Annotated in this window: 24 protein-coding genes; 22 read left to right on the top strand and 2 right to left on the bottom strand. The window is 36.1% G+C overall.

Annotated elements, in window-relative coordinates; all coding sequences use genetic code 11:
• Positions 1 to 118 precede the first annotated feature (118 nt).
• The 3 genes from H0185_RS18740 to H0185_RS18730 all read left to right on the top strand — a co-directional run bounded on the left by H0185_RS18740 (position 119) and on the right by H0185_RS18730 (position 1,624).
• Complete coding sequence (locus H0185_RS18740; protein WP_221875018.1) at positions 119 to 502, top strand: glyoxalase superfamily protein; 384 nt, start codon at positions 119 to 121, stop codon at positions 500 to 502.
• Positions 503 to 689: 187 nt separating this feature from the next.
• A complete protein-coding gene (locus H0185_RS18735) occupies positions 690 to 1,136 on the top strand; it encodes an OsmC family protein (protein WP_221875017.1) in 447 nt (148 codons plus the stop codon).
• Between the two features lie 311 nt (positions 1,137 to 1,447).
• Entirely contained in the window at positions 1,448 to 1,624 is a 177-nt protein-coding gene (locus H0185_RS18730; RefSeq protein WP_221875016.1) for a hypothetical protein, read from the top strand.
• Positions 1,625 to 1,879: 255 nt separating this feature from the next.
• Here the strand turns inward: H0185_RS18730 and H0185_RS18725 are convergent, their stop codons facing one another.
• The gene (locus H0185_RS18725) at positions 1,880 to 3,568 is read right to left on the bottom strand and encodes a sulfatase family protein (RefSeq protein WP_221875015.1); all 1,689 of its coding nucleotides are present in this window, start codon (positions 3,566 to 3,568) and stop codon (positions 1,880 to 1,882) included.
• 235 nt (positions 3,569 to 3,803) lie between these two features.
• On the opposite strand from H0185_RS18725, the gene H0185_RS18720 reads away from it, so the two are divergent.
• From H0185_RS18720 to H0185_RS18640, 18 genes are all read left to right on the top strand, one after another.
• Positions 3,804 to 3,953 carry a hypothetical protein gene (locus H0185_RS18720; RefSeq protein ID WP_221875014.1) on the top strand — a complete coding sequence of 50 codons (150 nt, stop codon included), beginning with the start codon at positions 3,804 to 3,806 and terminating at the stop codon, positions 3,951 to 3,953.
• 130 nt (positions 3,954 to 4,083) lie between these two features.
• Positions 4,084 to 5,151 (top strand): glycoside hydrolase family protein, encoded by a 1,068-nt coding sequence (locus tag H0185_RS18715; protein WP_221875013.1) that lies wholly within the window; start codon positions 4,084 to 4,086, stop codon positions 5,149 to 5,151.
• A gap of 179 nt (positions 5,152 to 5,330) precedes the next feature.
• Positions 5,331 to 5,714: a DUF1398 family protein gene (locus H0185_RS18710; protein WP_221875012.1), complete on the top strand. Its 384-nt coding sequence runs from the start codon at positions 5,331 to 5,333 to the stop codon at positions 5,712 to 5,714.
• A gap of 939 nt (positions 5,715 to 6,653) precedes the next feature.
• Positions 6,654 to 7,040, top strand: coding sequence for a hypothetical protein (locus H0185_RS18705; RefSeq protein ID WP_221875011.1), 387 nt, complete (start codon positions 6,654 to 6,656; stop codon positions 7,038 to 7,040).
• Positions 7,012 to 7,389, top strand: a complete 378-nt coding sequence (locus H0185_RS18700; protein ID WP_221875010.1) for a hypothetical protein — start codon at positions 7,012 to 7,014, stop codon at positions 7,387 to 7,389. The genes H0185_RS18705 and H0185_RS18700 overlap by 29 nt, the downstream gene beginning before the upstream one ends.
• A 669-nt stretch (positions 7,390 to 8,058) precedes the next feature.
• Positions 8,059 to 8,901 (top strand): aldo/keto reductase, encoded by an 843-nt coding sequence (locus tag H0185_RS18695; RefSeq protein WP_221875009.1) that lies wholly within the window; start codon positions 8,059 to 8,061, stop codon positions 8,899 to 8,901.
• Between the two features lie 274 nt (positions 8,902 to 9,175).
• Positions 9,176 to 9,310, top strand: coding sequence for a hypothetical protein (locus tag H0185_RS24355; protein WP_281427645.1), 135 nt, complete (start codon positions 9,176 to 9,178; stop codon positions 9,308 to 9,310).
• 537 nt (positions 9,311 to 9,847) lie between these two features.
• Positions 9,848 to 10,060, top strand: a complete 213-nt coding sequence (locus tag H0185_RS18690; RefSeq protein WP_221875008.1) for a hypothetical protein — start codon at positions 9,848 to 9,850, stop codon at positions 10,058 to 10,060.
• Positions 10,061 to 10,368: 308 nt separating this feature from the next.
• Positions 10,369 to 11,007, top strand: coding sequence for a GntR family transcriptional regulator (locus tag H0185_RS18685; protein ID WP_221875007.1), 639 nt, complete (start codon positions 10,369 to 10,371; stop codon positions 11,005 to 11,007).
• 269 nt (positions 11,008 to 11,276) lie between these two features.
• Entirely contained in the window at positions 11,277 to 12,473 is a 1,197-nt protein-coding gene (locus H0185_RS18680) for an amidohydrolase family protein (protein ID WP_221875006.1), read from the top strand.
• A 16-nt stretch (positions 12,474 to 12,489) separates the two neighbouring features.
• Positions 12,490 to 13,575 carry an ABC transporter substrate-binding protein gene (locus H0185_RS18675; RefSeq protein ID WP_221875005.1) on the top strand — a complete coding sequence of 362 codons (1,086 nt, stop codon included), beginning with the start codon at positions 12,490 to 12,492 and terminating at the stop codon, positions 13,573 to 13,575.
• A 38-nt stretch (positions 13,576 to 13,613) separates the two neighbouring features.
• Positions 13,614 to 14,471, top strand: a complete 858-nt coding sequence (locus H0185_RS18670; protein ID WP_221875004.1) for an ABC transporter permease — start codon at positions 13,614 to 13,616, stop codon at positions 14,469 to 14,471.
• On the top strand, positions 14,472 to 15,251 hold the full coding sequence (locus tag H0185_RS18665) for an ABC transporter permease (protein ID WP_221875003.1): 780 nt from the start codon (positions 14,472 to 14,474) through the stop codon (positions 15,249 to 15,251).
• 15 nt (positions 15,252 to 15,266) lie between these two features.
• Positions 15,267 to 16,346, top strand: a complete 1,080-nt coding sequence (locus H0185_RS18660) for an ABC transporter ATP-binding protein (RefSeq protein WP_221875002.1) — start codon at positions 15,267 to 15,269, stop codon at positions 16,344 to 16,346.
• Between the two features lie 815 nt (positions 16,347 to 17,161).
• A complete protein-coding gene (locus H0185_RS18655) occupies positions 17,162 to 17,536 on the top strand; it encodes a hypothetical protein (RefSeq protein WP_221875001.1) in 375 nt (124 codons plus the stop codon).
• Positions 17,533 to 18,162, top strand: coding sequence for a hypothetical protein (locus H0185_RS18650; RefSeq protein ID WP_221875000.1), 630 nt, complete (start codon positions 17,533 to 17,535; stop codon positions 18,160 to 18,162). Before H0185_RS18655 ends, H0185_RS18650 begins: the two co-directional genes overlap by 4 nt.
• Before the next feature lie 499 nt (positions 18,163 to 18,661).
• The gene (locus H0185_RS18645) at positions 18,662 to 18,913 is read left to right on the top strand and encodes a hypothetical protein (RefSeq protein ID WP_221874999.1); all 252 of its coding nucleotides are present in this window, start codon (positions 18,662 to 18,664) and stop codon (positions 18,911 to 18,913) included.
• 340 nt (positions 18,914 to 19,253) lie between these two features.
• On the top strand, positions 19,254 to 20,885 hold the full coding sequence (locus H0185_RS18640; RefSeq protein ID WP_246629284.1) for an amidase family protein: 1,632 nt from the start codon (positions 19,254 to 19,256) through the stop codon (positions 20,883 to 20,885).
• Between the two features lie 865 nt (positions 20,886 to 21,750).
• Here H0185_RS18640 and H0185_RS18635 read toward each other — a convergent pair.
• On the bottom strand, positions 21,751 to 22,578 hold the full coding sequence (locus tag H0185_RS18635; protein ID WP_221874998.1) for a bacteriochlorophyll 4-vinyl reductase: 828 nt from the start codon (positions 22,576 to 22,578) through the stop codon (positions 21,751 to 21,753).
• 511 nt (positions 22,579 to 23,089) lie between these two features.
• On the opposite strand from H0185_RS18635, the gene H0185_RS18630 reads away from it, so the two are divergent.
• On the top strand, positions 23,090 to 24,859 hold the full coding sequence (locus H0185_RS18630; RefSeq protein WP_221874997.1) for a DUF262 domain-containing protein: 1,770 nt from the start codon (positions 23,090 to 23,092) through the stop codon (positions 24,857 to 24,859).
• Positions 24,860 to 25,409: the final 550 nt, after the last annotated feature.

Genomic DNA, 25,409 nt, shown 5'->3' with positions numbered 1-25,409 from the left:
GTGACTTTGTGAAAGAATGTACTTAAGCAATCGAAGCAGGTTTCTTTTAGAAGAATGCTAAAATAATGGTAAAGATGTTTAATATAGTTCAAAAATGAATAGAAAGGGGGATGTGATAATGAGCACATCTAAAATAAAGATGAAAAGCCCCATACCAATATTACGTATTTTTGATGAAGAGAAAGCCAAAGAATTTTATTTAACATTTTTGGAATTTAAGTTAGATTGGGAGCATCGGTTTGAAGAGGACTTCCCCCTATATATGCAAATTTCTCAGAGCAATTGCATCCTTCATCTTTCTGAGCATTTTGGTGATTCGACGCCGGGAGCATCGATTAGAATTGAAGTAGACAATGTGAAGGTGCTTCATTCAAAGCTTCTAGAAAAGCAATACAAGTATGCGCGTCCCGGGCTTGAAACGACAGACTGGAATACTAGAGAGGTTAGAATTGGAGATCCATTCGGAAATAAAATTGTCTTCTATGAGAACATGAAAAAATAACATCGTTACTTTTGATATCCTTTTTTAGGCTTATTGTAGTATGGGGGCGTTACTTTAATAACCATCATCCACAATGGGGCGCATTTGTTGTAAAAAATAGAAGGTCATATACTAGTAATAGTGAATCTATTTTATCACCTTTTACTTTGTTATTTATTAACATAAAAATGAATGAGGAGTGAACAAATTGGCAGAACATCATTTTCATTTAAAGGCACATTGGCCAGGGCTACGTAATGATGTAGGGACAATCGAAGCTGAACATTTAAAGACAAAAATATCGATCCCAAAAGAAATGGACGGTCCTGGGATTGGTACAAATCCTGACGAAATGCTCCTTGGGGCAGCAGCGACCTGTTACATTATTACACTAGCTGCGATGATGGAACGTAGTAAGTTAGAGAAAGATGAATTAACGATGGAATCAGAAGCCATTGTTGATGTGACAAATGGCGTATTTACATATAAAAAAATTATCCATCGACCAGAAATCGTATTGAAACCAAATGCTTCCGTTCAAGACAAACAAATGGCACAAAAGCTTGCAGAAAAAGCTGAGAAATCGTGTATGATTAGCCGTGCCATTCAAGGCAATGTGGAGATTCAATTAGAAGTAAGGATTAAAACTACTTAATTGTGAAGTGAAAACCTAGGCTTTATTGTAATTACCATTTAATAAGACCTTTAGTTTATTCAAGTATAGGGTGCTTATATGTTAGATGACTAAAACTTAAGAAAGTAATTGCTACGTAGTACAAGGAGAATATTCAGTGACCAAAAGCCTAATTCTTCGATAATGGAGGATTAGGCTTTTTAACCTAAATGAATAACCAACAGGCGATCGGATATACGGATATATCTACTGGCTACGCAGGAACTAGGAAAAATCTGGATGGTGCCTGTCACCTGCAATTTAACCATACTAAACAGAAAGGAGGGAAGATCATGACGAATGAAACAGGACCAATATCAAGAAAAAATACAGATGAATCTACTGATCCTACAGTAGCAAGCCCGCGCCAACATCCGGGGTACTATGAAGAAATAGGGCTTGAAACCCTAACCAAGAGAGCACTTGATCGAACGATTCACGAAGGCAGTGCTTCTACAAAGGAACATTGAGTCCTCGGTATTCATTATCCAGGTGGCACCGAAACACTACGAGTCGGGATGATACCTGACTTATTAATTCCACCAACAATAGAAGGAATCCAACAAAGGCGCGATGAAGGTTTAGAAAGAGCAGTTGAATAGTTTGAAAACAACCAATGCTCCTGCTTAATTTTTATCATCACGAGGAGGGTCTATCTTCCAAATGAAGAAAGTACCCTCTAATGAAGTACCATCTCTGAACAAAATGGTCCAATATTCAGTTATTTAAACAGTTCCTTTAGGATATAATCTTTTCTTCCTAGACTGCTCCTCCAACAATTTCTCCAACCTTTGTTGAATTTTTCTACTTTCTTCTGTGGCAAAGGCTTCATTTGCTAAATTTCTTTCTTCTAATGGATCTTTTGTAAGGTTATACAGCTCGTATTCGTCTTGAGTGGAATTGTCCTTTCCATCATTCGAAAACTGAGGGTTGTCAAAATAACGAGCGTATTTCCAAATTTCTTTTTGATTGTTTTCCCCTGTTTCTAACTTCGTAATGACTGCTTCAATCGAATTCGGCTGAACGACTGATTCGTATGGCTCCCCAGTTACGGTTGTTTGGTTTAAACCTTTGGTAAAATTATCATCTGTCATGAAATATAACGGCTCTTCTCTTATTGGTCCTTCTCCTTTTCCTTTCACGAACGAAGATAAATCTCTCCCTACAAAAGGACGTACTTCCGTATGTGATTTCGCAAGCTTTTTTTGTAAACTATCTACATCTAGACCAGCTAAACCGATTAAAGTTGGGAGGATGTCTACGTGACTAGTTAGCGTATCGGTAGTAGTCCTTTTCGGAAATAGTTTTGGGCTATGGATAACTAAAGGGACATGAATCGATTCTTCATACATGTTATACCATTTTTGATAAAGACCCCCATGCGCTCCTAACAATTCACCGTGGTCTGAGGTAAATAACACGATCGTATCTTCATAAAAACAAGACTGTTGAAGTGCTTTAAAAACCTTTAGCATTTCCTGATCGACCTTCTTTTGAAGGCTATAGTACAACTGACGATAAAATTGGTTGTTCACAATCGGTTGTAAGGCTTTTGGGTATGTGTCTCGATAACTTGTATGCGCTGCTGGCTTCGTGTCTAAAGATTCCTGAGTAGTTGGTGCTGGTGGAATGGATGGAAGAGTAGGATCAACTTGAAAATGAAAAGAAGGTTGGCGAGCAGTTACCACTCCATACAATGCAATATCATGTGGGTTGACTAACGAACACATAATAAACCAAGGTGTTTGGTCCTTTCCATTAGAAGCTTTCTTCTCTAGAGATTGAATTAATTGCACAGTATCTGCAGCATATACCTCATCTCGTCCCGAAAGACCGAATCGTGCAGACGAAGCAGAATTACGTGGGCTTGGTCCATGAGGTTCTGGCCCAATCCAACCGGAAAAACCGTAGTCATCGAGCCGATTCGCTTTCTCGTAAAGAGCTACCCCATCTTTCGTCGGTGCACCTGTTTTAGCATGATAACTAGCATAAGCATTGTGTGTGCCTGGAATTAAAATATCCTCATCGGAAGCATGCCATTTCCCTTTCCAGTACGTTTCATACCCTGCAGCTCGAAAATAATGTCCCATCGTCGGTACTGAGTTTGGATCGAGCCAGAATACATCAGGGTCAAAAGAACCTTTGGCCGCTCCTGTAGTTTGTGTTACTCCGTGTAAAGAAGGATATTGCCCAGTATATAAGGTAGTTCTACTTGGAGAACAAGCTGTACTGCCTGCATAATGATGAACAAACTCCATTCCATTTTTCTTTAATAGCTCTTGTGCTACAAGATTTTCTTTACACCATCTCTTTAATCGTGCCGTCTCGTATATAGACGGAAATCGTTGTTCATCGACCATTAATATGAGTATATTAGGTCGCTTCTTATTAGAATTATCTCTTTCTAGACTCATAACCTATACTCCTTACTAAAACGGTTCTTTCATTATATGTTCCGATTTATAAAGGGTACGTAGATCGATACGAACAAAGTGCACGAGGGGACAGGGACATGGTGCAGACATTCGGTAAGTTTTTATTATTTTTACTGCATAGATGTAAAGTTAGCAGTACACTAATAAAGTATATGGTTTCCTTCAGTAAAATAAGAAGAGATTCTCTGTAAAGAAAGAAAAGTAGGTGAACAAAGTGGGAAAATATCAATTGGATACCAAGGGTCAGATGGCTGTGACAAAGTTTCATGAAAAACGGACGCCTGCCAAATTTGATAAAAAGCAGCATCTTGAAAAATTACGTACAGAGTATTTGAAAAAGAAGCAACAACAAACAGATAAATAAAAGCAGGTGACAGGCACCATCCAGATTCTGGATGGTGCCTGTCACCTGTTTTGGCTCAAGAGATTGTTCTAGTTTAAATAGTTACATAGTGGAAATGATACAGATAATCGAACTTAAAAGGTGATTTCATATGAACTTTTCACTAAATGAGCCAATAAAGTTGTTTGATCAAGTAGATGGATATGGTGATATCCATAACGTATTAGGTTTTGGTGATCCTCATGTTGTCAAAATTAAAAACCAATGGTGGATGTTTATTGGAGGATTTCAAACGAATTTTAAAAATAATATTTTTACAGCAACCCTTCCTGAGGGGAAAACACTTAGTTCTAATGAATGGAAAATTACGACTGAATCAGGGCATCCAAACAAGGCAAATCCAATCGTCGAGAACTCAGAGAAAGGAAGCTGGGATTACTTTGGTTTCCATACACCATTCTATGTGTCCGGAAGAGGTGCAAATGGAGATATAGTTGAACGTGTGTATTATACCGGAAGAGGATCAAGAAAAGTGGTTGATAATAAGTCCCCTTATTCAATCGGAGTAATAGAAAAAAGAAATGGTGTTTGGAACCGTCATCCAACGCGAGTTCTAGTGGGAACGAAAGAGAGTCCCAATGTTCTTGAACCAAAAGTAAGATACATAGAGGGAAAGTGGAGAATGTGGTATGTAACGACGAAGATAGAAACTGGAAAGAAGGGGACCCCTCAATATTGTGTTAACTATGTTAAAAGCGACGATGGTTTACATAACTGGTCTGAACCTAAAACATTATTTAATGAAGATGAAAATTACTACGATGCAACAGTCTTCAAATCTAATAGGGGCGGGTATGAAATGGCTGTCTGTAGAAGTACAAATTTATATGGAAGGCACCCATTTCCTAAACAAGGTCTGTGGTTACTGGAAGGTGCCAAACCAAATGGAGACCGCAAAAATTGGTCTAGTTCCCCTAAGTTAATTTTGGATTGTGATGAAGGTGCGGAATGGTACAGGAATGGAATTGGCTTTCCTAACGGTTACTATGGTGAATCCGAACATGATCAGGACACATTATATTTATTTTTTACCGGTATACACCAGAAACGGAACTGGTTAACTATTTCTTTTTCAAAATTAATAAAAGGCGAACGTCCGCCTTTCCCTTCGCCATTTTACTTTACGATTGGAAAAGTTGAACTGAAAAAAATGAATTGATGTAATTTGTTCTATTTGTTTCCGTTCTTACTTTAGAATAATATATCTTCGAATCCTACGTAAAAAGCTAAAGGATTTGCACATGAGCAATTAAGGACTTTTGTTTCTTCATAATACTACTCCGAGGTTAAAATTAGGATGTAGACTGAAGTAAAGAACGATAATTGGAGGTGCTTTTTATGAAGGACAAGATAACAGAGAGTGAATTACGAGAAATTATACTTAGAAGAAGTAATGGTGTAATAGATTTCCCCCAATTCTTGGATGAATTGTCCCAAAGAGGGATAAATGAATATGAAATAGAAATTGCAACGGGACAAGCCACATATAAAGGAGCATATTCAGAATTTAAAACGGATTCTCAAGTGAATTTATTGATTTCAGACGACTTTAATAGAAATAAGGCACTTGAGGCAATCACGAACATTTCTCTTCCTTTCTTAGATTTCCTACAAGAGATTGCTCAAGCAGGGATTATCACCTATCGTGTGTTTATAAAAGAGAAAAAGGTTAGATACCTTGGGGTTAATGGGGAAGAAATTGAAGAACAGCTTAAAATATAAAAAAAACTAGGTGATACTCGTTGATTTTAAAAGGTCGTTATGTTGATGAACATGTAAAATTATCTAGCCAACATTTTGATCTGGATTATGCTAACTGGTTTAAAAAATATTTGAGGAACAATTTGACTTATTAGGGATTCTAACATCGTCCTCATCCATCTATAGAGTAGCGTTTCTTAAATAATGGTGCCTGTCACCTGCATTGTTTATTTTGTTCGAACATCTAGTGTTCGGAATTTGGCCCCAATTAGACTTTGGGAGATAGTCTATATACTCATACGCTTTTTTACTAGTTTCTCAAGCGTTTCCATGATCTTATATTCCATTATTGGACTTTTTCCTCCTAATACAATTGCCAGTATACCGAGTGGTAGCAAGATTTGTAAGCACTTCTAGGATGAAGAGGTTGGAGGTTTTGTAGTGATAGGTTACGTTGAATTAAACATAGGTAAGGGAATTCGCGTTTTACAGAGGAGATGGGAATCTAGTGATATCAGGGTAGATATAAACTCTAAAATAGACTCATTAAGCTGAAAATCTGTGTTCTTCATATCTGTCAGTCTTCGGGGTGTGCAAGACACCAGCTCTAATATTCGGTGTTACATGACCAGCTAGCTGTTCCATCGCTAGTAAATACAATCTTCTTTTTTTGACATACTTCCTCCCAAATTCCCTCAATCAAGTTATTTAAAACCTATTCTTTACCACTTTCTCTAGTTCGTTTGTACCACAAAGTTTAATTAACTTTTAACATATTATTCTTTCGTTTTCCAGTGTAACAACTAAGTTTCCGTACGGTTCGTAGTAAGGGAATATTAGTTTTGCTAGAAGGATATCCAAGAGAATCAAAGATAAGCCAATCCCTTTTACCTATTGTTTCCAATTCCACAATATGGTATTTTTAAGCGTAGAAAATTACTAGAAAGAAGGAGTGGTTGAGTGGGGAAAAGGTTGTTTACTATTTTAGTACTATTGGTAGTTACATTTGTATTTACGGTTCCAGCAAGCGCAAGTAGTATAACCGAAAACCCAAATTCTTTGCGACACATTGAAGGCGAAATAAGGAAAACTACCGAGATCACAGACAGCGCATTAACAAAGTATTTTACCAACAAGGCAAAAGTTTTGACGAGAGATATTGCAGAAAAAGCAAGCGGTAAAGAAAAAGCCAATTTACACATTTGTAGTGACAAACTCGTTCTATCTGAAGCCAAACTATTAAAATATGAAAACAACAACACATTCAACTACATTTTGACCGTACCGGTTGCTTTAGAAAGCAGCCACGAGTTTAGCAATGTCACACTCTTCTTTTGGGCCAAATAAGGAATTCTCAAACACGGCAGAATTCTACCTAACCGAAAACGAAGAAGGTAATTTTACTATTGCTCAATACATTGACGGGGAAGAGCAAATATATGAGGATACAGAGATTACATTTAAAACAGTAGAAGAGGTTAATAACAATCCACCAATGTTTTCTACACTAGGAATTAATATAAGTTACCTAGCTGATTGTTTAGGGATATCTGCTGGATTAGCCACTACAATTGCCGGTTTTTGTGGAGTTGGTTGCGCACTGACAGCAGGGACAGAATGTATCGTTTGTTTATCATTCGTAGCCGGTTTTAATTTAGGCGGAAACATAGGGTGCTTCAAAAATGCGTATAGATAAAAGGTTTATCCTGTATCTAGTTATATACTTAGCCATTGCAGTTTCAGGGATCTTACTAAAAAGCATCTTTTTAATGTTATCTTCTACTGTCATCTTATTTTTCCTCTTATTCCGGCAAATTAAGCTTCTCGCAAAGAATAAGAATAGATAATGCTATTTAAAACAGACAACACCTCACTTCTTAAGTAATACGGAGTGAGGTGTTGTTTGTTTTTCTTTTCATTGAGCTAAAGGTTTAACTTCGTCGAAGGCAGCATATTGGCTTAAGATGCGGATGTGAGTTGTATTTGCTATCTCATTAATTGATTTCAAAACCTACATTGCCTCCGTTGCTTCAAGAGCTACTATTTTTTCACCATGAGAACCAACAAAATAGACAGGGTTCGAGAGTAGGAAGCAAGAGCGGCGTATGAGGTGTATCTTGGGATGAGAAGAACAAAGACTGGAGTTTTATTGTTAAAGGCAATTATATAATGCGCACAAAAGAAAAGGAAAGAGCTGAGAGAGTTGCGAAGCAAAAGGCTAGTGAGCTTTTTCTGTTTTTATATATCAAGAAAATTTCGAGTAGTATTGAGCACCAAAAACTAGCAATAAATTAATTAAAAATTGAAGAGTTTTCGTCATTGCAGTAACATATTAAATAAGAAGATATTGAAAGGAGTGGGAAGGATGGAAAATGTCATACCGAAGATTAGTTTAAATGATGGTCTTATGATACCGGTGATTGGTTTGGGTACATATGCCCTTAAAGGGAATGAAGGGGTCAATTCAATCAAAAACGCAATCAACCACGGTTATCGTCTGCTCGATTCAGCCTATAACTATGAAAACGAAGGAACAGTAGGGGAAGCGGTGCGACGTAGCTCTGTTCCACGAGAGGAATTAATCATTACCTCTAAATTACCAGGGCGTTATCATACATATAATAAGGCTGTTGAAACCATACAAGAATCCTTATATCGTGCAAACTTGGATTACTATGATTTGTACCTGATCCATTGGCCGAATCCGAAACAAGAACAATATGTTGAGGCTTGGCAGGCATTAATTGATGCAAAAAAATGGGGGCTTATTCGCTCAATTGGTGTTTGTAACTTCTTACCTGAGCATATCGAACGTTTGGAAAAGGAAACCGGTGTGAAGCCAAGCGTGAACCAAATCGAGTTACATCCATTTTTCAATCAAGAAGAACAACGAAAATGGCATGAACAGAATGAGATTGTGACGGAATCCTGGAGTCCATTATTTCGAGGAGGAGAGCTCTTTAAAAATAATACGATCCAACAAATTGCAAACCGTCATCAAAAGACAGTGTCACAAGTTATCTTGCGTTGGCACTACCAACTTGGAGCCGTCTCGATTCCAAAATCTGCTTCACATGTAAGACAACTCGAAAATATTTCAATTTTTGATTTTCACTTAGATGACGCTGATATGAGTAGTATTTCAAAATTAACCCGACCAGATGGTCGAATGAACAATCAAGATCCTGCTATTTATGAGGAGTTTTAAAAAGAGAAAAGGGGAAGGTTCTTTGCTGATAAGCAAGGAATCTTCCCTTTTTGTTATCGTACAGCGCAGAGCACTCTTCGTGAAAGAGGGATATGGGTGTTAAGGACGCATCTGTTGGGACAGTTAATTGTTTCAATAAACACCAAGATTTTTCAAGGCATTACGGACTACGATTACAATTTTAAAGATTTATCTCTTGGGTATAATCTATTCTAGACTAGTAGAATAGATTGGTATTACAATTTATTATATGAAATATTTGGAGGTTTAAAAAATGGGAGTTAAATTAAAAGGTTATGATTCATATGATGATTTTATTACATGCTACGAAATTGATTTAGCAAAAAAGGATATATATTTGTTTGGTGTGAGACAAAGAGATGATGGACAGTTATCTAACATAAAATAGAAAAGGCTTGTTAGAATAAAGTATTCTAAATATAAGGAGCTGTTAAAGGACATTAAGAAGAAATATGAAAGTGAACAGCTTGGCCTTTTATTTGAACCTGTAGAAGGGCAAAATCGAAATACATATATGATTAAATTGAAATCATAAAATTTCCCCTTGTCATCTTTTCTCTTTGATATTAGTATACAAAGTCAGAATAACATTATGAACCGTTTAAATTTTAATTTATACTTCGTTTCTTATGGTGAATTTACAAGAATATTTGGGGACTTTTTACTGGAAGAATTTGGAAACTATGATGATTTGCGGAGTGAAAACATAAAAAATAATGTTAGAAATTTAGTAAATAAAGAAAAGACTTTAATTAGTAAGTATATCGGTAAAAAAATATATTAGAACTTCATGGAAATCACATTGGTGAGGATTTATACAGTAGACGACCAGAAGAGGGATTGACTTTGTTTAATATGCTTACATATGGTAGAAAGCCCTAAGAGCTACTCCCAAAACCCAACTCAAAATTTGGAGTTGATGCAGATGATCATGGCTCTGGAATGGGCTTGCATTTTCATTATAAAAATTAAGAAAAATGGTAATAAGGAATTAAAGAGGGCATTTTATTTAATTACCTTTGAACCAGATGAAGCAATTAATACTGTTATAGAACCACCACTTTATTGGGAAAAACATGGGGAAAAGAAATATGTAAATATTAAACTTCTAAATAAATCGAAAAGAACCTCAGTTTAGTCGTTATGTAATAAGTTTAGAAGAACTGTTAAACAAGTGGATTTACGAGGTATTAAACAAGTGGAGTATAAACCATTAGATAGAGTAAATCTACTTGCAGAAGAAAACAAGAATAGATGAGTAAAATATACTAAAGAAGTGTTTGCTGCCGTTGGCCTTACAATTTTCATTCTGCTAGTTAAAAAATAGAATTATGGAATATAAAAAACATTTTAGCAATACTTATCTATTAATTAGTAGATTGGCTTCATATACAGAGATAACTTGAAGTGTAACAAATATCATTTAATGTAAAGGTGATTGCTTATATGGCTAAAATAAATCAGACTCAAATTGCCTATGATAGTATTCTTCAAGATATTAAAGACAACAGGTTAGCACAAGGTCAACCTATTGTTGAAGAGGAATATGCCAAAAAAATAAATATGAGTAGAACACCAGTCCGGGAAGCAATTAGGTTATTATCCGTTGATGGATTTGTAACATTGTATCCGCGAAAAGGGGCATTTGTAAAAGTTCTAACTGCAAATGATATTAGTGATTGTTATGAAATGATGGAAGCTATTGAAGGAATGATTGCTTTTATTGCAGCTAAGAATCCAGAAGAGAATAAGGTCAATGCGCTAAAGATAGTACTGGAAGATATGGAGAAGTATAAACAGCAGATGGATTTCCATAAGTGGAAGGAGAAGGATATTGAATTCCATAGAACTTTACATACCATGTGTAAAAATCAACTTCTTATTCAACATTGGGAGAAGCTATTTCAAAGAACGTACCAAATCCAAACATCATTTACAACTGTTGTAGATATTTCAGAAGCAACTGAAGAACATAGAATGATTTATCAAGCAATTGTTAAGAAAGACTGTGAAGCTGCTAGACGTTCTACTCAACAAAATTGGAAACGTGCAAGAGAAGATTTCTTGAAAAATACTAAAACTTAGACAACCTGATGTAGGGTTGTTTTTTTCTTTTAGAAAAATGATGTAAATAGGACTATAATCTAGAGAAACTTGTTATAAATTTAACTTAAGTGAAGGCATATTACTAAAAATAGCAGAATATAAATCACTAAAATCAGAATTTTCAATTTCTTTATATTTTCAAAAACCGTGTTATATTTCTTGACAAAACGGTTGTTTGAAAATTCATTGTGTTTTAAATTGTATACAATATCAAAAACATTAAAAATGAATAAATAGGAGGGGATTTTATGGGAATTGATTTAAGTAAATTTCCAATTATTGATGATCACTGTCATCCATTTGTGCAATCTAGAGAAAGCAAAACATTTGATAACTGTTTTACACTTTCGCTTATCCCACCAAAAAGTAGGAATACCAGGAATACATTATTATTTCGAATGGCAAGAAATGAACTAATCAAACACTATAATCTTGATTCTACTATTACAGATGATGAGCTTATTAAAATTAGAAATGAAAAATATCGAACTAATCCTAAGGCCTATGTAGATAAGATGTTCAAAGAAGTGAATTTTGAATCGTTTCTAGTGGATTATGGATTTCCAGTGATGGGAGAGCGGCTATCAAAACAGGAGCTAGATTGGTTCCATGAAACAGCTGATTCTGTAAATGTAAGGAGAATTCATCGGGTAGAATCAACTTTTCATCCGCTCTTTGAGGAAAAAATAGGATTTGACGAATTAGAGTCAAAATACTTAGCTGTACTAAGAGAAGAGGTAGAAAAGAAAGGAACTATTGCATTTAAAACAGTTATTGCCTACCATACAGGGTTGAATATCCAAAAAACATCCAAAAAACAAGCTTCACAAAGCTACCAACAGTTTATTGCTGACCCAACCAATCGTAAGGCAGAGAAACAAGTTCGTGATTATCTAGTTCTGCTGGCCTTCGAACTCTGCTTAGAATATGATATCCCGATTCAAATGCATTCAGGAGCAGGGGATGCCCCAATGATAGATGTAAAACAATCAAGTCCTCTATTAATGCATACAATCCTTAGTGATCCACATTACCAAAATGTGAAAATCATATTTGTGCATACGGCCTATCCATTTGTGGAAGAAGCAGGTTATTTAGTTAATCAATACCCCAATTTATATCTTGATTTGTCATCTATGATTCCTTTTAGCAGTATAGGTATTTATCCTAAGCTACGTCAAATCTTGGAAATGGCTCCTTTTACTAAAGTGTTATATGGTTCAGATGGTTTTACAATTCCAGAAATTAGTTGGCTTGGTGCAAGATTAATAAAGTCTGTGCTTGCCAAGGTATTAGAGGATCTAATTGGTGAGGGAATAATCGATGAGAGTTATGCTTATCAGGTTGCCTCTATGATTTTATCTGAAAATGCAAGATCACTATACACCAAAAATTGGGAGTTTAGTATGAACCAGCCTAGTATAATAACTCAATCTGAATTTTAAAAGAGGAGAGGTACCGATGAAATTAAATAAAAAATGGTTAGTCTTCTTGATTGTTCTTTTTGCTTTTTCCTTTTCAGGGTGTCAAGGAAGTAGTTCAGGGGCAGACACTTCAAGTGATTCAACAGGTGATGCTTCATCAAAGGACCCGCAAAAATTAGTAGTAACATCTTTTGGTGGTGCTATTCAAGAAGCACAAGAGGAGTATATCAAGCAGTTTGAGGAAGAATACAATGCGGATGTTGAAGTGGTTACTTTATACTCTGCAGATGCGCTTGCAAAAATGCGGGCGGAGAAAAATAATCCATCGCTAGATGTAGTTCTTTTCTCTGGGGGACAAGAGCAAATTGCGAAAGATGAAGGACTATTAATGGAATTGGATAAGTCAATTATTAAAAATATGGATAATTTATATGAAGGTGCTGTGCATCCCGATGGGCACAGCGTAACATTTGGCTACGAGTCGCTAGGATTAATTTATGATGAAAATAGAGTAGCTGCACCTCCTACATCATGGAAGGATCTATGGAAAGAGGAGTACAGTGGAAATGTCGGTTTGGTTGATATTTCTAATACTTACGGATATTATTTCCTCCTTGCAGCATCTCTAATGGAGGGTGGAAGTGAAGATAATATTCAACCTGGTTTGGATATTATAACGAAATTAATTCCAAACACAGCGGCTATTGTTTCTGCAAGTCCTGAAGTAGGAAACTTGTTTGCACAGGAGGAAGTGATGATTGCGCCGTTTGATTCTGGTTATGCTTATACATTTGCTGAACAAGGTGTTCCAGTTAACTTTGCAACACCTGATGAGGGCGGTATTGGTATCTACATGACAGCAAACGTGGTGCAAGGAAGCAAAAATCCTGAATTAGCTCAGCAATACATTGACTTCCTATTAAGACCAGAAATACAAGCATTAACAGCTGAGGGTGGTGGGTATTCACCTACAAATGTCCATACAGAGTTACCTGAGAAGCTTTCAGATATTTTGCCAAATGGAGAAGAATCTTTCAACAACTTAATTCATTTAGACTTAGAAAAAGTAAATAACAACCGATCTGCTTATACAGAGCAATGGAATAAATTGATTTCAAACTAAATAAATTTCTAATTACCAATAAAGGGGGGGACGAGGGTATGCTAAAACGCATTCCAGCCAATTGGATATTATTAGCACCGGGTATAGTTATCCTTCTACTAGCGTTTGTTTTCCCTCTTGGACGTCTTTTTATCTATAGTTTCTATAAAACGACATCTTCAGGCGCGATAGAACCAGCATTTGTTTTAGACCAATATATTAAATTCTTTACAGATACTTATTATTTGGAGATGCTATGGAGATCTGTATATGTTGGTGTAATTGTTAGCGCTATTTGCTTAGTTTTAGGCTATTTCTTGGCATATGGAATAGCTAGAACGAAACCTAAATATAGAATTCCACTTCTTATGTTGATTGCGTTGCCTTTATTGACAAGTGCAGTTATCAGAAATTTTGGTTGGATTATTATCTTAAGTAAAAAAGGTATTTTAAACGAGATTCTCATTAAGCTTAATATCATTCATCAACCGATGGAACTAATGTATACAGTGTCGGGGGTAATTATAGCCCTTGTACATGTTATGTTACCGTATATGGTACTTGTTTTATATGCAGTAATTGATGGAATGGACTTGAATTTAGAAAAAGCTGCATCAAATCTTGGAGCAAATAAATTTAAGGTTTGGTGGTACGTTACACTCCCAATATCAAAGCCTGGAATAGTAGCCGGTACGTTGCTTGTTTTTTCTATAACATTAAGCTACTTTATCACTCCATCTCTTGTTGGTGGCTCGCAGGTAAAATTAATGGCAACTGAAATTGAGGATCAAACGATTCAGTTGTTGAACTGGCCATTTGCATCCGCAATGGGTGTAATTCTACTAATCACCATGTTAATTGTAACAAGTCTTTATAAAAAGGCACTTCAAAGTAAATATGAAGGAGCTAATACTTAAATGAAGAATTTTAAAATTGTGAACTTCGTAAATGTATTCATTTATATCTTTATTTTAGCTCCTCTCCTTGTAGTTATTATTTCTTCCTTTAATACAGCAGAATACCTAGTATTTCCACCTCAAGGATTTACGTTTGATTGGTACCATGAAGTAATTTCTAAGGGGCGGTATACGCAACCATTTTGGAATAGTATCAAGCTTGCTGTTGTTACTACGATGATTGCACTTCCTGTAGGAACGATGATCGCTTATGCTATTTCTAGATATAAGTCGAGATTTAACGATGTATTGCAGAGTTTTTTTCTCTCACCCTTAGTTATTCCTACCTTATTATTGGGCATTGGACTACTTATTTTAGTTAGTAATTTAGGGGTCCAAATGTACTTCCCAAGATTATTGCTAGCCCATGTGGTCATTGTCATTCCATATGTGGTTCGTACGATGATAGCTGGATTTGCTGGTATGGATAAGTCGATTGAACAAGCATCTATTATTTTAGGAGCATCCCCTATTAAAACGTTTTTTTTAGTGACTGTTCCACTTGCAAGACCTGCACTATTAGCTAGTGGTTTTCTTAGTTTAGTAGTGTCCTTTGATGAGTTAATTATTGCACTTTTCCTGACCGGCCCAGGTTTTAATACCTTGCCAATGACTATATATTCTGATGTGCAGTTTAACCTATCAACTTCATTAGCAGCGATTTCTTCATTAATTATTTTCGGTACGGTTCTTTTAGGACTTTTAGCTGTTTTGTTAATGGGAGTTAACAAGAAATCATAAATTGGAGGTGTCACATTGACTGAGTTGCAATTAAAGGATATTTATAAGAAATTTGGAAGTAAAGTCGTCGTTAATAAATTAAATTTAACTGTAGAGAGTGGAGAAATGCTTTGTTTGCTGGGGCCAAGTGGATGTGGAAAATCAACAACACTCAGTATGATTGCTGGAATGCAGACTCCAACATCAGGTTCAATCATGCTTGAAGATAAAGAGTTAACAAAAGTGGCACCTCATAAGCGGGATGTTGGGCTTGTCTTTCAAAACTATGCTTTATTTCCTCATTTAAGTGTGTTTGATAATGTAGCGTTTGGTTTGCGTCGACACGGTGTCCCTAAATCGGAAATAGGAGATCGAGTTCGTGCTAGTCTTGCCTCTGTTCAATTGGCAGAATTTGAGGATCGCTTTCCAGCTCAGCTATCCGGTGGTCAACAACAACGTGTTGCTTTAGCTCGAACATTGGTCTTAAAACCAAAGTTAGTTCTTTTTGATGAGCCTTTAAGTAATCTAGATGCTAAGCTTAGACAAGCGCTAGGTATAGAAATTCGTTTGTTACAAAAGGAATATAAATTTACTGGTGTATTTGTTACGCATGATCAAGAAGAAGCCATGTTATTAGGGGATCGAATAGCCGTTATGAACGGTGGAAACATAGTCCAGTTAGGAACTCCGAAGGAAGTGTATAAAAAACCAGTTGATCCTTTTGTGGCTAATTTTATAGGTGAATCAAATCTGCTTCCAATTGCTAATACTGATTTGGGTACGAGTAGTGAAACAATGGAAATTACAATACTTGGTGGCCATAAGATTAAAGTAATTGCCAATGATAATAATAGTAACCCATCAAAAGTAATGATTCGACCTGAGTCAATAGAAGTACTGGTTGACAAGGACATAGATTCCGAAAAATATAATTACCTAACAGGTAATGTCGCATATATTAACTATACTGGCACTTCCTATTTAATTGGAATTAAGGTTGAAGGAATTGAGAAAGAATTTCTAGTTCGAATACAAAATATGACTGAAGACCTCCACTTCTCTGATGAAGAAGCGATAACAGTTAAGTGGAAAATAAAGGATACGTTAATTTATTAGGAATGGTATATATGTAAATTTCCTCAAACACTCACGAATGTTGCTTAAACCAACATTTGTTGGTGTTTTTTTAATATAAAAACCAAGCGAAAAAGCTACTTTGGAGAGAGTAATCGGTGTTGGTGTTGAAACTGATTTTCTTTTTTTACGCGCTTTTGCAAATAAAAGATTCTCAAATAAGGTTGGGGTCAATCCCACGGTGGTGAAGTGTTACTTCAGTGGGATCTGACCTTTTTTCTCTAATACCTCCAAACTATAAAAAGTAAAAATGGTAATGGATTTTAAGCGGGATCTTGGACAGTATATAGCCTGAAACAAGGGGACGGTCTGTCCCACATAAAAATATATTTTTCATCACTATCCAGCCAAAAAGTTTATAAAATAAAGAATTACTACCAATGCCATGACATTTAAATCATTAGCCACAGTGAATTATTTATATTAGAAGTAATAAGTATTAAAAAATTGCTGAAAGCCATACTCTTTCACCCCCTTTACTTCGACCCCGAATGGAACCTGAAACCGTCCCCATGTCTTATTTCTATAAAAGGCTTTAATTGTTTTATAGTGCCCTATTTAATTCTATCCTGAACAAAATTGTTACAAATAAGATTATCCAGTGACCTACTCAAAAAAATTTGAATTAGTGTTTTTAAGTGAGGTTCCCCCAAATAGTGTTAAATACTTTGTTGTAAGGGAAACCAAGAACCTATTATAGTGAGCACTCATGACTTAGTATTATTGAGCGTTACTTAGTGTATGGTTTTCCTCAATTCAATATATATGCAAAATAAATGAAAAAGGGAGATGAATACATGAAAAAAGTATTATTAAACACTTTAGCCACAGGTGTGTTATTAGGTTGCAGTTCAACAGATATTGAACAATATGTAGAGGTAAAACCAAATAATCAAGAAATCGAAGAACCTAAGATTAGGAAAGAACAGTATGATGTCGTTTGGGGAACGTATGATAACGAATGGGTTTACAGTGATGAATGGACCGGTGAGGGCTTTGAGAATTTTGACGAGGCTATGAACGTGTTGGACCAATGTATGACTGAAAGTGAGGAAGAAACGAAAAGTGTTTATACGATTATTTACAAAATAACATCACAAAAGAAAGGTAACCTTAAAAGGGTAACTCGTGAAATTAAAATAACACAAAGCTCGGAGGTGGGCTATTTTTGAATTTATTAATTGGACTATTAATTATAGGTGTCGCCATAGGAGGGATAGTGGTTGGGTACGGTGGACTAAAGCAAGTTCTTAGAGGTGAGTTCAAGCAAGGTTTCAAAACGATTGGAAAAGGGGTTGGGATTTTTGTAGTGACCGTGATTATCATTATAGCAATTATCGAGTTCGAAAAACCAACACCAGAAGAGAAGGTAAAGCAAGAACAACTTGAAAAGATTGAGTCTGAACAACAAGCCAAACTAGAAGCTGAACAAAAAGCAAAAGAAGAGGCTGAGAAGAAGGCAGAAGCTGAACGCCAAGCAAAAGAGGAAGCAATAATTCAGGATCTGATGTACATTGAGCAACAATATTCAGGTCGTGCTAAGGTTCATAAGTACGAAGAAGAACATGCGTTTATCGTTGAGTTCAACGACAAAGCTTACATGACAACGATTGTTCAACAAGCAAATGTAGGGAATACGGTTGCAAGAGAAATGTTCAACCAAGAAGTCGAGATTGCAGCGAACGTATCAAAGGGGATTAACCCTGTATGGAAGATTCGTGTCGTTACGGGTGAGTATAGCATGTGGAGAGGGTACACTTTCCACATTGAAGTGCAGGCGGGAAAAAGTAACAAATGATCGTTAGTCAAACAGGTATTTTCCTACCCACAGAGGGACCAAATAATACAATTTCCTAGCATAAGGTAAAACCTGTAGATACCGTCCCCCTTAAATAATTCACTAAGAAATAACCACCTAAAAAAGGGGTAACGAAATTTGGGGTTCAGTCCCCCGGTGGAGTATCGCGTTACTTCAATGGGGACAGACCCCATTTTTCTGGAGAGCTTAGGCATTAAAATTATAAAATATAGAATTACTACAAATGACATGATATTTAGATTAAGAATCACAGTGTATATTTAGAAGTAATAAGCGATCTGTTATACTATCGGAATAGTAATATTGCCAGAATATAACCAGACCTGTGTAAAACACCGGGATCGCTGAGAACTAAGCAGAATATCTATTGAAACCGGATGGAAAGGGGAGGGAGAGTAAACTTCCTGCTTTTTTTATGTGTTAATTTCAAACGTATGTTCTATAATAGGGTTGATGGATGGGAAAAGAGGTGATAGTCGTGATGGTTCCCCTAGAAGTACGTATTAGAATTGAAGAAACAAGTATCTATTCTTGTGGCTATATTTTGATTAGAAATAAGAGTGATCTCTCTAGAAGTGCATACGATTACATACAAAATATAAAACGAGAAACAGGATATCGTAATACGTTCATTGAAAAGGTGGTTGTAAACGGAACAGAGGACCTTACGGAGGAAGTAAGGAAAATAATTAATTTACAACTTCCGACTATAGGGGATATTTTCTGGTAAGAAGGAGCGTACCGAAAATTACGGAGTGTCAGTTTGACCCCGACAACCGGTATCTTTAGGTTAAAACGAGTTAATTTAAGAAACGCTAGAACACTCACAAATGTTGATACGCCAATGTTTGTGGGGTGTTTTTTTACTTTTTATTATTTCTATTGTCTAAAGGGGGGGCTGTTTAGTTCTCCGATTTCTTCCTATTTTGCTAAACAAATGAAGACTGCCATTAATTGCTCATTGCTTCTTCACAATGTTCTATGGAAGGTTACCTAACAAATCGATTGTATTTTAGTGTCCCGAAATTTAAGATTGGCTTGTATACAATTCAAAATAGGGAGGAAGAAAGATGAGGGGAAGAAAGTCGGTTCTAGCAATATTCTTGATTATGATGCTAGCATTCTTGTTACCTGTAAGTAATGTGTTTGCAGCAGGGAATTCAGCCAATGGGTTAAATAACAAAGCAAGCGGAAAAGCTGCTAAGGCAGTTTCAAAAAATCCAACTGCAGCAAAGGCTACGGGGGTTGCACCTTTTGAAATTGAAGAGGCAACGATTGTAGACATTCAAAAAGCCTTACAAAGAAATCAAATTACTTCCGTTGAATTAGTTCAGATGTATTTAGACCGTATAGAAGAAATCGATAAAAATGGACCAAGGCTTAACTCTATCTTATCCATAAATCCAGATGCGCTAAAAATTGCAGCAGAAATGGATAAAGTGCGAGGAAAAGGAAATCAAGGCCCTTTACATGGAATACCCGTTATTTTAAAAGATAATGTTGATACAAAAGATAATATGCCGACAACAGCTGGAGCAATTGCCTTAAAGGACAATTACGCAGCTGAAGATTCGTACGTGGCGAAGCAGTTAAGAGACGCTGGTGCGATTATTCTAGGCAAAGCGAACATGAGCGAGTGGGCATATTTTATGACATCTGGGGCGCCAAGTGGGTATAGTGGATTAGGGGGTCAGGTTCTTCACCCATATGGACCAGATGTATTTGCTGCTGGTAGTGTGGGTGGCTCAAGCTCTGGTACTGGGGTTGGGATTGCAGCCAATTTAGCTGTTGTAGGAATTGGAACAGAAACATCTGGCTCCATTCTTAGTCCAGCAAGTGCAAACTCAATTGTAGGAATTAAGCCAACGGTTGGCTTAATCAGCCGCACGGGAATCATTCCGCTTTCCAGTACACAGGACACTGCAGGGCCAATGACTCGTACAGTAACAGATGCTGCGATTGCACTGGGTGTTCTAACAGGAGTTGATGAGTCAGATCCTATTACAAAAACAAGCGAAGGGAAAGCTTTAACAGATTATACGAAGCACTTAAAGAAAGATGGTTTGAAGGGAGCTCGAATTGGTGTGGATTACAGCTTTGCAACTGCTACATCAGCTGCCACTAGAGAGCAGCGGAGAATTTTTGACGAGGCCATTGAAACAATGAAAGCACAAGGTGCGATCATTGAAGAGGTAACGATTCCTCGGAACAACTTCAGTTCGATTGTTTTATCACATGATTTCAAGCATGATCTAAATAAATATTTAAGTAAAGTATCTGACGATGTACCTGTTAAAACATTAGAAGATATTATTGAATTTAACAAACAAGATCCTACGGTTCGAATGCGTTATGGGCAAACACAGCTTGAGCGCTCTCAATATCAAATGAGTGATGATCCAAACGATCCAACGTATCTAGAGCACCGTGCAACAGATTACCGCTTAAACGCAACAGAGGGTATTGATGTGGCAATGAAGGAAAACAACCTCGATGCCTTATTATTCATCAATAACCGCGGAGCTGGAATGCCAGCTAAAGCTGGGTATCCTTCGATTACAGTCCCTGCTGGCTATGCCGATACAGGTATGCCTGTCGGGGTCACATTCACTGCAATGGCTTATAGTGAACCGAAATTAATCGAATTAGCTTATTCTTATGAACAAGCGACACAAAAACGTGTAGCACCAGAGTTTGAATAACAATGCAAGAGACAGTTTTATTGCTTCCTTTGTTTTGTTAAATGGTACAAAATCTAATAAATACAATCACTATTAATCTATTTTGCGTCGACCAGTTGATCAAAACACTCGCAAATGTTGATATTATAATGTTTGCGAGTGTTTTGTTGGGAACAGGAAGGGATTTTTGATTTAAAATCAATAGCAGCCTCTGAAAAATTAGAAATCTTTCAGAGGCGTTTTTATTAATAGGATTAACTCATTTTTGATAAAGGTCAGGCGTAGTTAACGTAACTAAAACCTCACAATTTCATTTGACGTTCATACTTTGCGAGAGTAGGGAAATCTTTTTGATTTATGAATGTGTAGTATTTACGAACTGCATTGCCATAGCTTCCGTTTCCACCTATATCAGTTGATTACATGATTCTTTTAAACGTTTATAAGTAGATTGGTCATCCGTAACAATATCGTCTAGAGGTGAGCTGCTTATTCTGATTGAAAAGGACTATCGTGGTACAAATGCAACTCTTGCCTATAACGGAATGCCATTTAATGTTCCAAAAAACGGTACATGAATACTGCAGACCGCAGCCAAAACAAAAAGAAACATGGGGACGGTTCGTCTGTCCCACATAAATACATATTTTTCATCGCCATCCAGCCTACAAAAAATATAAAATAAAAAGCTGCCAATGCCATGACATATAAATTTCCAGCCATAGTGAATCAATTATATTAAAAGTAATATATTCCCTTTTACTTCGACTCCCGAATGGGACATGAGAGAACCGTCCCCATGTCTTTATATCAATATAGTCCTCTTCCTATTGGCAAAACTTCCGAATGACCCAAAATAGAACCGTCCCGATGTCTTTTCAAAAGTCTAGTTATGGCCTTCCTCAACGATTTCCTCAAAATCAATATCAATAATATCAGGGAACTCTGTTTTCATATTTCTGTATTCTTTAATGATATCCTCTTTGGATAAATCAAGAGATTCGGATAATGCTGTTGATAATCTTTTTCCCATAGGTTTCATAGTTGAATACGTTATGGTTCCTGATACAAGTCCACCTATAACAGGTACAAGTTTTGATACGCTTTTTGCAAAGATATCTTTGTTTACTTTTATTCCAATCATAGCAGCAACTTTTTTAATTATCGGATAATATATAGTTTGGGTTAAAGCTTTCTGTGGTAGTTTTTTGGCAATCGTACTAGCAAGACCGGAAGAAACGAATTTGATTGCGGAAGTTGAACCACTTACACCAAACATTACTCCCAGATATAGAATTAAATGATCTCTAGCCTTTTCAGTATCTAAATGTTCCTCAAGCCATAAATCTTTATGTCCATATAGATAGGCCAACTCTTGCGCTAATTTTAGGGCAGTACCGAAGAATTGCAGCATATCAGCAGGAATCGTACCTGCCATAGCGATTCCACCAGGGAGACCTGCTGCAAAGGATTGTGTAGAACTAGTTATTGTTCTTTTTTGTATTAATGATTTAGCAATGTTATCTATTTCATTTTTACTTATTCCAGCACTATAAGGGCCATCTTTAATAATCTTTTCTAATGTAGACGAACTAACCCGTTCAGAAAATCGCTTTGTTAGAAAGGTAGTGCGGTCAACTCTTATTCCGGGGATTTTGAGTGATGTCTCTAATGCTGTATTAAAGTTTAATTTGGGTTTAGCTGTTTTTTCCAAATTAATGTCCTCCGATACCATTTAATTTTAGGTAAATTTATTGCTTGGTTTAGGAATGTTCAAACTATTTTCTAAACGGCTTCATTAGATAGATTCTTTCCTTAAAATAATCACAAAAATTCATACTATTATCGTAATATAAACGTGTTAATTTCACCAGTTAATTACAAGAGAAGTTGTAATAGGCTACGTGACTTACCTAATGATTTAGCTAGGATATTGAATAAAATTAACATGTACTCTAATGCTCAGAGGGGAATCAAGTAGCGAACGTTCTTGTGTTTGGGGTAAAATATGCAGAGTGTATAGTATTAAAAAATAAAGCTAGTGAGTTTGTCATATGCAACTGAAGCGAGTAATGGAATTAAGTTTTCTAGGTATGTAGTGACAAAGCAGCATGTGATGAAGGTGTCCACAAACTTGTGAAAACACTATCCAAATTAATTTCAATAAGTGATAATCAAAGAATAGCTAGATGCAAAACAATAGGTTACAGAAAGGAGAATAGACAATGGCTACAACAATTGAAGTGAACAAACAGAGTGTCAAACAGTTATTAGAAACAGGTAAAGTGAATAGATTTATTATTCCTGAGTATCAACGTCCATATGCTTGGTCTGATGAACAAATTCAAACGCTCTTTGATGATTTAGTAGAGTACACGGAAAACAACAATGAAAGCACTTACTTTCTGGGAACCATTGTTTCTTACGAAAATGAGAACAATGAACAGGAAATTATAGATGGTCAACAGCGCATCACTTCTTTGTTTTTATTGCTTCGAGCGCTTTACTCAAAGCTTAATTCAATGACAGAAACAAAAGAAGTGAAAAATTTTAAGGGACAAATTGAATCGGCATTGTGGGAACAGGATGAATTAACTGCTGAGGTTGATTACGAAAAAACACTTATTGAATCCAGGGTGATGGGGGATGAGGGAAACAAAACCTTCGCCAACATTCTTATCAGTGGCACTATTGAAGAAGGTGCGAAAGATAACTATTCGATAAACTACAAATTATTTACAGAGCTAATAGAGAATTATGCTTCAAATGAGCCTGAATTGTTTTTCTGGTTTATCCGAAATGTTTTGAACAAAGCGATTTTATTACCAATTACTGCAGATTCACAAGATACTGCATTAACAATCTTTTCAACTTTGAACGATAGAGGACTAGCTTTATCCGATGCATATATTTTTAAAGCAAAGATCTATAATCACTTGGATTCTGAAGGGAAAGCAATTTTTATTGAACAGTGGCAACAACTTGATTATGAAGCTACAAATGCGAATGAAAGTATTCAAAAATTGTTTTATTATTATATGTTCTATTTGAGAGCGTTAGAAAATGATAGAAATACAACAACACCAGGGATAAGGAAGTACTACTCAAGGAATAATTTTGAGCAGTTATATAAGAAGAACGTGATGAACAACCTAAATACGGTGCTTAACTTATGGCTTGTAGTTAATAATCGTGTGGAAATCGAAGGTGAAGACTGGTCGAAGAATATTGAAATTAAAAAAGTACTTGATGGGTTATCTTCGTATCCAAATGAATTTTGGAAGTACCCAGTAGTCATTTACTATCTTAAATATCATGATTCGCAAGATTTTGAAGACCTTTTCTTGAAGTTTCTTAAAAAACTACTGGCAGTTTTGGCGGCGCGGTATATCGTTACACCAACTATTAATGCTGTAAAGCGAGGAATCTTGAACTTAAACTCTGAAATTATTAGATCGCCTATGCCAATATTTGATTTTGCTACAGTAGATGAACAGGAATTAAAAGGGAAGATTAAGACGGCTCACCGTAATACTGTTCGTATGATATTGAAGATTCTTGCTTATCAAAGCCAAGAGGAACTCCTTCCAGAGAAGTGGGAAATAGAGCATATTCTTCCTCAGAAATGGCAATCAAGTTATTTTCCAAGCAATTCCGATGAAGAAGTAAAAGAGTTAGTGGAACATATAGGTAATAAGATTCCGTTTGAGAAAAAGTTGAACATTATTGCAAGTAATGGATACTTTAAAAAGAAACAAGACAGTTACAAGAAATCAAAAGTCCAGCTATTACTTGACCTTGCTGAGCAACATAATGATTGGGGGCTAAATGAAATTCGAGAAAGAGATATTCGGATTTCTGACGAGTTGTTAGTTTTACTTAATGATTGGGGATTAAATCAACCTGACTTTCCAGTGCAAGAAGTACAATCTCCAATTCCAACCGCCGAAGAATTAAAGATGATTGAAGAGTTAAAGAAAAAAGGTTTAATTTAAAAGAATTGATAAGTCACAGTGATTTGTCACAATGGCAAACAAAGATTCCTTTGAGGAACAAATTTCTCTTCTGTTTGATCCGATAAAGGATGACAGTTTTCAGCCGTTAGATATTTTTAAAGTAACTGCTGATGATGATTTTGATGCTAAACTACAAGAATTTCGGCTAGTGCTCAGGCACAGAATCTTAGTAAAACTGTAGTAGCATCAGTCCACCCTTGTTTAGATACTTGTTGTCATACAATGGATTATAATGACGTGGGGAAGTGACTGAGCTTCTACTTAGATAAATAGAAGAAGCTAGGGCTCGTGAGGAAGCGTAGGGATTATTTCCCTACGCTTCTAGTAGTTTTGCTTGTGAAACATTAGTGTGAAACGAGATTATTCGGGTAGTGCCAGGCACCGGATCTTAGTAGATACTAAAATAATATCTACTTGTGCATATCCCAATCGTTCACTGACGATTTTTGGATTTCACCCAGATGCATAAGTATCTTTGCATGTGCATGGTGTAATTTTTAAAATGGAATATATGGGAAATTAGCTACTT

Source organism: Mesobacillus maritimus (genome assembly GCF_019749255.1).
Classification (GTDB): domain Bacteria; phylum Bacillota; class Bacilli; order Bacillales; family Cytobacillaceae; genus Mesobacillus_B; species Mesobacillus_B maritimus_A.
The sequence above is the reverse complement of the archived record's forward strand: the minus strand, read 5'-3'. Positions and strand labels throughout refer to the sequence as shown.

Bases quoted from the DNA above. Each gene is read 5' to 3' on its own strand.
- H0185_RS18725 (WP_221875015.1), bottom strand. From the start codon at position 3,568: ATGAGTCTAGAAAGAGATAATTCTAATAAGAAGCGACCTAATATACTC.
- H0185_RS18710 (WP_221875012.1), top strand. From the start codon at position 5,331: ATGAAGGACAAGATAACAGAGAGTGAATTACGAGAAATTATACTTAGA.
- H0185_RS18740 (WP_221875018.1), top strand. From the start codon at position 119: ATGAGCACATCTAAAATAAAGATGAAAAGCCCCATACCAATATTACGT.
- H0185_RS18685 (WP_221875007.1), top strand. From the start codon at position 10,369: ATGGCTAAAATAAATCAGACTCAAATTGCCTATGATAGTATTCTTCAA.
- H0185_RS18665 (WP_221875003.1), top strand. From the start codon at position 14,472: ATGAAGAATTTTAAAATTGTGAACTTCGTAAATGTATTCATTTATATC.
- H0185_RS18695 (WP_221875009.1), top strand. From the start codon at position 8,059: ATGGAAAATGTCATACCGAAGATTAGTTTAAATGATGGTCTTATGATA.
- H0185_RS18670 (WP_221875004.1), top strand. From the start codon at position 13,614: ATGCTAAAACGCATTCCAGCCAATTGGATATTATTAGCACCGGGTATA.
- H0185_RS18640 (WP_246629284.1), top strand. From the start codon at position 19,254: ATGAGGGGAAGAAAGTCGGTTCTAGCAATATTCTTGATTATGATGCTA.
- H0185_RS18630 (WP_221874997.1), top strand. From the start codon at position 23,090: ATGGCTACAACAATTGAAGTGAACAAACAGAGTGTCAAACAGTTATTA.
- H0185_RS18730 (WP_221875016.1), top strand. From the start codon at position 1,448: ATGACGAATGAAACAGGACCAATATCAAGAAAAAATACAGATGAATCT.
- H0185_RS18675 (WP_221875005.1), top strand. From the start codon at position 12,490: ATGAAATTAAATAAAAAATGGTTAGTCTTCTTGATTGTTCTTTTTGCT.
- H0185_RS18700 (WP_221875010.1), top strand. From the start codon at position 7,012: ATGTCACACTCTTCTTTTGGGCCAAATAAGGAATTCTCAAACACGGCA.
- H0185_RS18690 (WP_221875008.1), top strand. From the start codon at position 9,848: ATGATCATGGCTCTGGAATGGGCTTGCATTTTCATTATAAAAATTAAG.
- H0185_RS24355 (WP_281427645.1), top strand. From the start codon at position 9,176: ATGGGAGTTAAATTAAAAGGTTATGATTCATATGATGATTTTATTACA.
- H0185_RS18680 (WP_221875006.1), top strand. From the start codon at position 11,277: ATGGGAATTGATTTAAGTAAATTTCCAATTATTGATGATCACTGTCAT.
- H0185_RS18655 (WP_221875001.1), top strand. From the start codon at position 17,162: ATGAAAAAAGTATTATTAAACACTTTAGCCACAGGTGTGTTATTAGGT.
- H0185_RS18715 (WP_221875013.1), top strand. From the start codon at position 4,084: ATGAACTTTTCACTAAATGAGCCAATAAAGTTGTTTGATCAAGTAGAT.